General features: G+C 60.0%; 10 protein-coding genes. 6 read left to right on the top strand and 4 right to left on the bottom strand.

Translation table 11 applies throughout. The annotated features are described in order from the left end of the window. Positions 1 to 159 precede the first annotated feature (159 nt). On the top strand, positions 160 to 561 hold the full coding sequence (locus Q7W83_RS29055; protein ID WP_150630666.1) for a GFA family protein: 402 nt from the start codon (positions 160 to 162) through the stop codon (positions 559 to 561). On the opposite strand, the gene Q7W83_RS29050 is transcribed toward Q7W83_RS29055, so the two are convergent. Beyond that, the gene (locus Q7W83_RS29050) at positions 562 to 888 is read right to left on the bottom strand and encodes a DOPA 4,5-dioxygenase family protein (RefSeq protein WP_150630665.1); all 327 of its coding nucleotides are present in this window, start codon (positions 886 to 888) and stop codon (positions 562 to 564) included. 82 nt (positions 889 to 970) lie between these two features. On the opposite strand from Q7W83_RS29050, the gene Q7W83_RS29045 reads away from it, so the two are divergent. Further along, positions 971 to 1,633, top strand: coding sequence for an NAD(P)-dependent oxidoreductase (locus Q7W83_RS29045; protein WP_150630664.1), 663 nt, complete (start codon positions 971 to 973; stop codon positions 1,631 to 1,633). Positions 1,634 to 1,669: 36 nt separating this feature from the next. Here Q7W83_RS29045 and Q7W83_RS29040 read toward each other — a convergent pair whose 3' ends face one another. Further along, positions 1,670 to 2,620 carry a choline sulfate utilization transcriptional regulator gene (locus Q7W83_RS29040; protein ID WP_150630663.1) on the bottom strand — a complete coding sequence of 317 codons (951 nt, stop codon included), beginning with the start codon at positions 2,618 to 2,620 and terminating at the stop codon, positions 1,670 to 1,672. 114 nt (positions 2,621 to 2,734) lie between these two features. Here Q7W83_RS29040 and betC point away from each other — a divergent pair, with 114 nt between their 5' ends. The 3 genes from betC to Q7W83_RS29025 all read left to right on the top strand — a co-directional run bounded on the left by betC (position 2,735) and on the right by Q7W83_RS29025 (position 6,859). Then, entirely contained in the window at positions 2,735 to 4,249 is a 1,515-nt protein-coding gene (gene betC / locus Q7W83_RS29035; protein WP_150654669.1) for a choline-sulfatase, read from the top strand. Between the two features lie 16 nt (positions 4,250 to 4,265). Beyond that, positions 4,266 to 5,186: a choline ABC transporter substrate-binding protein gene (choX, locus tag Q7W83_RS29030; protein WP_150630661.1), complete on the top strand. Its 921-nt coding sequence runs from the start codon at positions 4,266 to 4,268 to the stop codon at positions 5,184 to 5,186. 104 nt (positions 5,187 to 5,290) lie between these two features. Next, positions 5,291 to 6,859, top strand: coding sequence for a SulP family inorganic anion transporter (locus Q7W83_RS29025; RefSeq protein ID WP_150654668.1), 1,569 nt, complete (start codon positions 5,291 to 5,293; stop codon positions 6,857 to 6,859). Between the two features lie 101 nt (positions 6,860 to 6,960). Here Q7W83_RS29025 and aroE read toward each other — a convergent pair whose 3' ends face one another. Together aroE and hemF are read right to left on the bottom strand one after the other, a co-directional pair. Next, positions 6,961 to 7,782, bottom strand: a complete 822-nt coding sequence (gene aroE, locus Q7W83_RS29020; protein ID WP_473658381.1) for a shikimate dehydrogenase — start codon at positions 7,780 to 7,782, stop codon at positions 6,961 to 6,963. Positions 7,783 to 7,795: 13 nt separating this feature from the next. Beyond that, entirely contained in the window at positions 7,796 to 8,710 is a 915-nt protein-coding gene (hemF, locus tag Q7W83_RS29015) for an oxygen-dependent coproporphyrinogen oxidase (RefSeq protein WP_150630658.1), read from the bottom strand. 179 nt (positions 8,711 to 8,889) lie between these two features. Between hemF and Q7W83_RS29010 the strand changes: the two genes are divergently transcribed. After that, positions 8,890 to 9,867 carry an NADPH:quinone reductase gene (locus Q7W83_RS29010; RefSeq protein WP_150630657.1) on the top strand — a complete coding sequence of 326 codons (978 nt, stop codon included), beginning with the start codon at positions 8,890 to 8,892 and terminating at the stop codon, positions 9,865 to 9,867. The last annotated feature ends 61 nt before the right edge of the window (positions 9,868 to 9,928 follow it).

The following is a 9,928-nucleotide window of genomic DNA, read 5'->3' as shown; positions in this document are numbered from 1 at the left end:
CTCCGGTTTAAAACGTAAAGGATGTCTCCGGTTTCTACCCGGGCAAGCCCGCTCCCACAGGGTTTTGCGGCGAAGCTGCAGTTTGTGGCACACACAGATGAATGTGGGAGCGGGCTTGCCCGCGATGACGTCAGTCAATACACATCAGGAAGCGATGCCATGAACGAGACACACACCGGCGGCTGCCACTGCGGACATCTGCGCTATCAATTGCGCGGCCCTTTGCGCGACATCGCCCACTGTCACTGCTCGATTTGCCGGCGGGTCAGCGGCGGGATTGTGACCACTTGGATCACCGTGCCCGCATCCACCTTTGAATGGCTGAAAGGCACTCCGGCGCAATACGCCTCGTCATCCAGCTGCGTACGCTATTTCTGCCCGACCTGTGGGGCACAACTCGCGCTGGTGACACAGCTCAGTCCCGAAAGCATCGACTTGACCATCGCCACCCTCGATCATCCCGAGCAGGCTCCGGCCGAACGGCACATCTGGACAGACAGCCGTCTGCCGTGGCTGCACCTGGACGAGCACTTGCCGGGTGAAGCCGAAGAGACCCTGTGATCAAAAAACAGACAGGTCCAGTGGCCGGATCGCGCCCATCCAGATCGCATGTTCGGTGTGGTCAAGCAGATCGTCGCCGGTGTCCGGGTGCAGGAACACCACCAAACCCTTGCGATTGAGCGCCAGCCACGGCAACACGTCGCCGATGAGTTCCGGCCCGAATGCCAGTTGGCAACTCCAGTCCGGGTGCGGGCCGACCGGGCGCTCATGTACCCGCCCCATTTTCAGCGCAAACAACTGGGCCGCCCGCTCACACAAGGCGCGCGCCTGATCGATGGTGCTGGCGTCGAAATACACATGGGCGTGATAGCCCTTGATCTGTTGCATCTGAAACCCTCTGAATCCCAGTCGAACCGTCACCGTTTCCCACAGGTCTCACGCTATACACGTAGGAAAACGGAGCTCAGCCATGAAAAATGCCGAAACCCCGGTAGTAAAGGTGGTGCTTTATGGTGCCATGAGTAGCCTGGGCAGTGCGCTGATGGCCGAAATGCTGCGGCGCCAACATGAAGTGATCGCCATCCTCGACGACTTGACGGCGCTCGCGCCACGTCCGGGTTTACGGGCAAAGACGGGCGACCTGTTCGAGGCCGAACGCGTGAAGCAAAGCGTCGCGGGCTGTTCAGCCGTCATCTGTCTGTTAGACGCACCAGGCTTGCCGTTCAACAGCGAACATGTGGAAAAAACCGTTGTTCCGGGCCCGGTCGAACAGGTGCTTGCCGTCGATGCGCTGATAGACGGCATGCAGGCTGCCGGCATTGCCCGACTGTTTTTGGTGGGTGATTTCGAGGTGCTCGACGATCCGGAGATCGAGGATCAACTGCAGCGCCACGCCGCCGAAGAAATCCGCGAAGCCCTGCAAACCAGCGCATTGCACTGGACGCTGGTCAATGCGCCACGCGGCGTCGCGGGGCTGACGATCGAGCATTTCAGTCACGTCAGCAGTAGCCTGGAACCGGGGCTGGCCGAACCACTGGAGCGCTTGAACCGCGTCGCAAGAGGAATCGCTGATGAATTGCACTTCAACCTTCACGTTGGCGAACACGTGAATTTCGTGGCGACTTCTGAGTAGCGAAAGAGCGAGCCGCGCTCGGAGGACGTGTTGCTTTCACACCGCAATCGAAGGCAAAGGCAGGCCATTCAGCGATTGCGCACTGCTGGCCTGCTCGTGCATCAACCAATCCACGAACTGTTGAATCAACGCCCCGCGCCGTTTACGTTGAGGCAGAACCACGTAATAGCCCTGGCGGGACATCACTGTTTCAGCAATTGGCCGACACAGTAATCCTTGCGCCAGCAAGTTATCCACAAGGTGCCGCCAGCCAATCGCCACGCCCTGGCCGCCAATCGCCGCTTGAATCAACAACGTGTAGTTGTCGAATCGCAATTGCCCGGGTGCCGGCGCCGAAGTTATCCCCAACTCGCGGAACACGCCGCTCCAGTCGAACCAGTTGCTGCTGTTTTCGCCGCGCAGGTGCAGCAGCGGAAATTCCAGTAACCCCTTGGCCGGCAATGGCAGGGGACGATCTTTCAACAACAGGGGGCTGCACACCGGGAACACTTCCTCGCTGAACAGCCAATGGCTTTCGCCCTGTTTAAAACGTCCATCACCAAAAAGCACGGCGACATCGATATCGGTGCGCAGCATGTTGAGACTGCGTTCACTGGTGACCAGGCTAACGTCGACGTGAGGATTGGCCGCGTGAAAACGATGCAATCTCGGCATCAGCCAGTAAGCGGCAAAGGCAAAATCGGTGGCGACCTGCAATACCTCATGCTGATGCTGTGCACTGATCGCACTCAATCCTGCGTCGATATTCTGCAAACCGAGCTGAACCTGTTCGAAAAGAATAGCCCCGGCCTCGGTCAGTTCGATCCCGCGATAAATGCGATCAAACAGCCGCGTGCCGAGTTGATCTTCCAGCCGTTTGATCTGCTGACTGATGGCCGGTTGCGTCGTGCCGAGCTCCACCGCAGCGGCCGTGAAGCTGCGCTGGCGAGCGGCCGCTTCGAAGGCGCGAAGCAAATCCAGAGACAAATCACCGAGGGCGTCATACATAAGCTGTGCTTATCCTAGTCATTGCCTGGCATGGGCTTTACCACAAACTGCATGGGCTACATGCTCGATCGCAGCACTCTCGCATAAATATTCACTATGGAATGCCGCGATCACATGAAGCGCAAGAATATTCTTTTCATCATGGCCGATCAGATGGCCGCGCCAATGTTGCCGTTCTACGGCGCTTCGCCAATCAAATTGCCCAATCTCAGTCGCCTCGCCGCCGAAGGCGTGGTGTTCGACGCCGCTTATTGCAACAGCCCACTGTGCGCGCCGTCGCGTTTTACTCTGGTCAGCGGTCAGTTGCCGAGCAAGATTGGCGCTTACGACAACGCAGCCGATTTCCCCGCCGATGTGCCGACCTATGCCCACTACCTGCGCCGCCTCGGCTATCGCACCGCGTTGTCCGGCAAGATGCACTTTTGCGGCCCCGATCAGTTACACGGTTACGAAGAACGCCTGACCAGCGACATTTATCCGGCCGATTACGGTTGGGCGGTAAATTGGGACGAACCGGACGTGCGTCCGACCTGGTATCACAACATGTCGTCGGTGCTGCAAGCCGGGCCGTGCGTGCGTACCAACCAACTGGATTTCGATGAAGAGGTGGTGTTCAAAGCCCAGCAATACCTGTTCGACCACATTCGCGAAGAGGGCGATCAGCCGTTTTGCCTGACCGTGTCGATGACTCACCCACACGACCCGTACACGATTCCCAAGGCTTTTTGGGACATGTACGACGATGCCGACATCCCGTTGCCCGACACCCCGGATCAAACCGAACTCGATCCGCATTCCCGGCGCTTGCTCAAGGTCTACGACCTGTGGGACAAGCCGCTGCCTGTGGATAAGATCCGCGATGCGCGCCGGGCTTATTTCGGTGCATGCAGCTATATCGACAGCAACGTCGGCAAACTCCTGCAAACGCTCGAAGAAACCGGGCTGATCGATGACACGATCATCGTGTTCTCGGGTGACCACGGCGACATGCTCGGCGAGCGCGGGCTCTGGTACAAAATGCACTGGTTCGAAATGGCCGCGCGCGTCCCCCTGTTGATAAGTGCTCCGGGGCAGTTTGGCGCCGGACGGGTCAGCGCAGCGGTGTCCACCGCCGACCTGTTGCCGACGTTTGTCGAGTTGGCCGGCGGCTCGCTGGAACCGGGTTTGCCACTGGATGGCCGCTCGCTGGTTTCGCACCTGCAAGGTCAGGGCGGTCACGACGAAGTCTTCGGCGAATACATGGCCGAAGGCACTATCAGCCCATTAATGATGATTCGTCGCGGCGCCTACAAATTCATCTATAGCGAAGACGACCCGTGCCTACTCTTCGACGTACACAACGACCCGCGCGAGCAGGAAGAACTCAGCCGTTCGCCGCAACATCGGCCACTGTTCGAAGAATTTCTGGCCGAAGCACGGGCCAAATGGAACATCCCGGCGATCCACCAACAAGTGCTCGCGAGCCAGCGTCGCCGGCGATTCGTCGCCGATGCGCTGACCATCGGCAAGCTGAAGAGCTGGGATCACCAGCCGCTGGTGGACGCCAGTCAGCAATACATGCGCAACCACATCGATCTCGACGACCTGGAGCGCAAAGCACGTTATCCACAACCCTGCCAAAACCAATAATGTTAAGGGGAAGTCCATGCAAAAGTTATCCACAGTACTGACGGTCGGGCTGCTGGCCCTGGGCAGCGCGTCGGCGTATGCCGATCAGAGTTGCGAGACGGTGAAAATGGCCGACCCTGGCTGGAGCGACATCGCCGCAACCAACGCCATCACCGGGTTTCTGCTGGACGGCATGGGCTACAAGCCCAAAGTCGACACCCTCGCGGTGCCGATTACCTTTGGCGGCTTGAAGGATGGCCAGGTCGACGTGTTCCTCGGCAACTGGATGCCGGCGCAACAGGGCTTCTACGACAAGTTCGTGGCCACCGGCGATGTCACGCAACTGGCGAAGAACCTCGACGGCACCGAGTTCACCCTGGCTGTTCCGGATTACGTGTGGGACGCGGGTGTGCATAACTTTTCCGACCTGAACAAGTTCGCCGACAAGTTCGACAAGAAGATCTACGGTATCGGCTCCGGCGCTCCGGCGAACATTTCGCTGCAAGAGATCATCAAGAAGAACGACTTCGACATGGGCCAGTGGAAACTGGTGGAGTCCAGCGAACAGGCAATGCTGGCCGAAGTCTCTCGCGCGGTGAAGAAACAGAAATTCGTGACCTTCCTCGGCTGGACGCCGCACCCGATGAACGTGCAGCTGAAAATGCATTACCTTAAGGGCGGCGAGAAGTATTTCGGCGACACCGGCAGCGTTCATACCCTGACCCGCAAGGGTTACGCCGAGGCCTGCCCGAATGTGGGCAAGCTGCTCACCAACCTGAGTTTCACCCAGGAAATGGAAAACAGCATCATGGCGGATGTGGTGAACAAGAAGATCAGCAACGCGGATGCTGCCAAGGCGTGGATCAAGGCCAATCCGGCGGTACTGGATAAATGGTTGGAAGGTGTGAAGACCGCAGACGGCAAGGATGCGTTGCCAGCGGTAAAAGCCAAGCTCTGACCCCTTGTACACAAGGGCCTGAATGACTACCAGTAGGAGCCGGCTTGCCCGGCTCCTACTGGTGTTCCTGTTACCCTTGTGCAAATTCCCGACCGAGAGGACCCATGGCCCTTCCCAGCCGCCATTCACTCTTTCCCTTCCTAACCTGGTTGCCCCGGCAGACCCGCGCCAGCGTCGGTCGTGATCTGCTTGTCGGTCTCAGCGGCGCGATTCTCGCGTTGCCGCAATCCATTGCCTACGCGCTGATCGCCGGTCTCCCACCGGAATACGGCTTGTACGCCGCCATCATCCCGGTGCTGATCGCCTGCCTCTGGGGTTCGTCATGGCATTTGATCTGTGGGCCGACGGCAGCGATCTCCATCGTCCTGTTCGCCAGTATCAGTCCTCTGGCCGTTCCCGCGTCCAAGGACTACATCACGCTGATCCTGCTTCTGACACTCCTCGCCGGCATTTTTCAGTGGTTGCTGGGTATTTTGCGGTTCGGCGCGCTGGTGAATTTCGTCTCGCACTCGGTGGTATTGGGCTTCACCCTCGGCGCCGCAGTGGTGATTGCCATCGGTCAAATGCCCAACCTGCTGGGGCTGGACTTGCCCAGCCAGGCCACCGCACTGGACAGCTTTTTGATGCTGATGCGCAACCTCGATGCTGTGGATAAGCCCTCGCTCGTACTGGGACTGGCGACCGTCATCGTCGGCATCATCCTGAAAGGGTCGCTGCCTCGCTGGCCCACGCTGTTGATCACCCTGATCCTGGCCGGGTTGCTCGTTTGGCTCTGGCCATCGATGTTCGGCCACGTGAAGCTGGTGAGCGCGTTTGTCGGACGGTTGCCGCCCTTCAGCCCGTTGCCACTGGATCTGGACATGATTTTGCGATTACTGCCGAGCGCGGTGGCGGTGGGGATGCTCGGGCTGGTGACGAGTCTCTCGATTGCCCGTTCCTTGTCCGCTCGCTCGCAGCAATTGCTCGATGCCAATCAGGAAGTCCGCGCTCAGGGTTTATCGAACATTGTCGGTGCGTTTTTTTCCGGTTCGCTGTCAGCCGGTTCTTTTACCCGTTCCGGCCTCAGCTACGACGCGGGCGCCTGTTCGCCCATGGCGGGTGTGTTTTCCGCGTTGTGGGTAGCGTTGTTTGCGATTTTCGGCGCGGCGCTGATCTCGCATATCCCGATCCCGGCCATGGCCGGCAGCATCCTGTTGATCGCCTGGGGCTTGGTCGACCATCGCGGGATTCGCGCGTTGTTGCGGGTCAGCCGTGCGGAGTTCGTGGTGATGGCGCTGACCTGCGTTGCCACGCTGTTACTGGAATTGCAGACAGCGATCTATGCCGGGGTGCTCGCGTCGTTGTTTTTCTACCTCAAGCGCACGTCACAACCGCGGGTGCAGCATTGGCGCGACGGCGATGAAGACATTCTGCGAGTCGGCGGCTCGATCTTTTTCGGCGCCAGCCATTACCTGCAAGTGCGTTTGCAACGCATGCACGGCGCTCGGGTGGTGATCGAGGCGCAGCACATCAACTTCATCGACTATTCGGGAGTGGAAATGCTGCACCAGGAAGCGCGGCGACTGCGCAAGCAGAACCGTAGCCTTACCTTGCGCGGGGCGCGGCCGCCGGTGGTAGAGGAGTTGCGAAAGCTGGAAGGCGCGGAGAAATGCCCGATCCATTTCGAGGATTGAAACAATGCCCTGCAGGAGCCGGCTTGCTGGCGACAAGGGCCCCGCGGCGTATCAGGCACACCGCGTAATCGTTGGATCGCCAGCAAGCCGGCTCCACAGGTTTATGCAGCCAGTTGGCGGCGCAGTTCGGCCAGTACCGGCGCGGTGTCCGGGCGCACACCGCGCCACAGGAAGAAAGCTTCTGCCGCTTGTTCGGCGAGCATCCCCAGGCCATCCATCGACACTGCCGCGCCATGTTCAGTCGCCCAACGGCAGAACGAGGTCGGCTCCTTGCCGTACATCATGTCGTAGCAAACGGTCTTGCCCGGCGCGATCAAACTGCTGGCAATCGGCGGCACATCGCCTGACAAACTGGCCGATGTCCCGTTGATGATCAGGTCCACCGACTCCTGCAACCAGTCGAAACCACTGGCCGACACCGGCCCCAGGTCTGCAAACAACTCCGCCAGCAGCTCGGCTTTTTCCACCGTACGGTTAGCGATGATCACCGAGGCGGGCTGCTCGGCCAGCAGGGGTTCCAGCGCGCCGCGCACTGCGCCGCCGGCGCCGAGCAGCAGGATGCGTTTGCCCTTGAGGCTGAAACCGGCGTTAACCGTCAGGTCCCGCACCAGCCCGGCGCCGTCGGTGTTGTCGCCGAGCAACGTGCCATCGGCAAGTTTGCTCAAGGTATTCACCGCACCGGCCCGCTGCGCTCGCGCCGTCAAACTGTCCGCCAGGCGAAACGCCTCTTCCTTGAACGGCACCGTCACATTCGCTCCGCGCCCCTCAAGGAAAAACGCCCGGGCAAAGTCGGAAAAGTCGTCGAGCGGCGCCAGCGAGGTGCTGTAGTCAAGATGCTGAGCGGTCTGCTCGGCAAACAGACGATGGATCAACGGCGACTTGCTGTGGCCAATCGGGTTACCGAATACGACGTAACGGTCCATCAGGATTCCTCGTTCAGGCGTTGGCCAACCAATCGCGGTCTTGCAGGAAGTAATCGGTCAGGCGCGCTTCTTCGCTGCCGGGCTCGGCTTTCCAGTCATAGCTCCAGCGAACTTGCGGCGGCAACGACATGAGGATCGACTCGGTACGCCCACCCGATTGCAGGCCGAACAACGTGCCACGGTCGTAAACCAGGTTGAACTCAACGTAACGGCCACGGCGGAACTCCTGGAATTCGCGCTGTTTGGCGGTGAATGCATCGTTCTTGCGCCGCTGCACGATTGGCAAGTAAGCGTCGATGTAGGCGTCGCCGATGGCACGCATGAAGGCGAAGCTGGTGTCGAAATCCCATTCGTTCAAGTCATCGAAGAACAGGCCGCCGATACCGCGCGGCTCGTGACGATGCTTGATGTGGAAGTAGCTGTCGCACCAGGCTTTGTAGCGTGAGTAGACGTCCGGGCCGAATGGCGCGCAGGCCTGCTCGGCGACGCGGTGCCAGTGCACGCAGTCTTCTTCATTGCCGTAATACGGAGTCAGATCGAAGCCGCCGCCGAACCACCAGACCGGCTCTTCACCTTCTTTTTCAGCGATGAAAAAGCGTACGTTGGCGTGGGAAGTCGGCACATGCGGGTTGTGCGGGTGAATCACCAGCGACACGCCGAGGGCTTCAAAACCACGCCCGGCCAATTCCGGCCGATGGGCGCTGGCGGACGGTGGGAGACCGCTGCCGAAGACGTGGGAAAAGTTGACGCCGCCCTTTTCGATGACCGCTCCGTTCTCGATCACGCGGGTGCGACCGCCACCGCCGGCAGGCCGGGTCCAGGCGTCTTCGACGAACTGCGTGCCGCCGTCTTCGGCTTCCAGGGCAGCGCAAATGCGGTCTTGCAGGTCGAGCAGGTAGGCTTTTACGGCCTCGGTGCGGGTCGTCATGTCTTCACCTTGAATCGGGCAAAACTACGCGGCGCTCCATTGGAACGGGGGCCGGCGCAAATGGGCGCGTAGCATAACATTGCAGATGGACTCGCCGCAGTTGACGGGGATCAAGCTTGGGAGTTCGATAGTGGGCTTGGCGCTACAAATCCAAAAGCTAAGACCTATGGAGAGTTCTGATGGCAAAGCGTATCCAGTTCCGCGCCCATGGCGGCCCCGAAGTGCTCGAGTATGTGGATTACCAGCCCGCCGAACCCGGCCCGCAGCAGGTCCGCGTCACTAACAAGGCCATCGGCCTGAACTTCATCGATACCTATTTCCGCAGTGGCCTCTATGCGCCGCCGGCCTTGCCGTCTGGCCTGGGCGCTGAAGGCGCGGGTATCGTCGAGGCAGTGGGCAGTGAAGTCACGCGCTTCAAGGTCGGTGATCGCGTGGCGTACGGCAGCGGCCCGTTGGGCGCCTACAGCGAAGTTCACGTCTTGCCGGAAGCCAATCTGGTGCACCTGCCGGACGCGATCAGCTTCGAACAGGCCGCCGGGGTAATGCTCAAGGGCCTGACCGTGCAATACCTGCTGCGTCAAACCTATGAACTCAAGGGTGGCGAAACCATTCTGTTTCACGCCGCTGCCGGGGGTGTCGGTTCGCTGGCCTGCCAATGGGCCAAGGCATTGGGTGTGAAGTTGATCGGCACGGTCAGCTCGCCGGAGAAAGCCGCGTTGGCGAAGGCCAACGGTGCGTGGGCGACCATCGACTACAGCCACGAAAACGTCGCACAACGCGTACTGGAATTGACTGACGGGAAAAAAGTCCCGGTGGTGTACGACGGCGTCGGCAAAGACACCTGGCTGACTTCGCTGGACAGCGCGGCGCCTCGGGGTCTGGTGGTGAGTTTTGGCAACGCATCGGGCGCGGTGGACGGGGTGAACCTGGGGATTTTGGCGGCGAAAGGGTCGTTGTACGTGACCCGGCCGACGCTGGCGACTTATGCCAACAACGCCGAAAACCTGCAGCGGATGGCGGATGAGCTGTTTGAGATGATCATCAGCGGGAAGTTGAAGGTGGATATCAGTCAGAAGTATTCACTGGCTGATGCGGCGAAGGCGCAGACCGAGTTGTCGGCGCGGCGGACTACCGGTTCGACTGTTCTGCTGCCTTGAGGACGCCTTCGCGGGCAAGCCTGCTCCAAACAAGGTCCAAGTCGTACAAAAAATGTTCAAA

The organism is Pseudomonas sp. 300 (genome assembly GCF_055803035.1).
This window is presented reverse-complemented; position numbering and strand designations above follow the sequence as displayed.

Bases quoted from the DNA above. Each gene is read 5' to 3' on its own strand.
- Q7W83_RS29055 (WP_150630666.1), top strand. From the start codon at position 160: ATGAACGAGACACACACCGGCGGCTGCCACTGCGGACATCTGCGCTAT.
- Q7W83_RS29050 (WP_150630665.1), bottom strand. From the start codon at position 888: ATGCAACAGATCAAGGGCTATCACGCCCATGTGTATTTCGACGCCAGC.
- Q7W83_RS29045 (WP_150630664.1), top strand. From the start codon at position 971: ATGAAAAATGCCGAAACCCCGGTAGTAAAGGTGGTGCTTTATGGTGCC.
- Q7W83_RS29040 (WP_150630663.1), bottom strand. From the start codon at position 2,620: ATGTATGACGCCCTCGGTGATTTGTCTCTGGATTTGCTTCGCGCCTTC.
- betC (WP_150654669.1), top strand. From the start codon at position 2,735: ATGAAGCGCAAGAATATTCTTTTCATCATGGCCGATCAGATGGCCGCG.
- choX (WP_150630661.1), top strand. From the start codon at position 4,266: ATGCAAAAGTTATCCACAGTACTGACGGTCGGGCTGCTGGCCCTGGGC.
- Q7W83_RS29025 (WP_150654668.1), top strand. From the start codon at position 5,291: ATGGCCCTTCCCAGCCGCCATTCACTCTTTCCCTTCCTAACCTGGTTG.
- aroE (WP_473658381.1), bottom strand. From the start codon at position 7,782: ATGGACCGTTACGTCGTATTCGGTAACCCGATTGGCCACAGCAAGTCG.
- hemF (WP_150630658.1), bottom strand. From the start codon at position 8,710: ATGACGACCCGCACCGAGGCCGTAAAAGCCTACCTGCTCGACCTGCAA.
- Q7W83_RS29010 (WP_150630657.1), top strand. From the start codon at position 8,890: ATGGCAAAGCGTATCCAGTTCCGCGCCCATGGCGGCCCCGAAGTGCTC.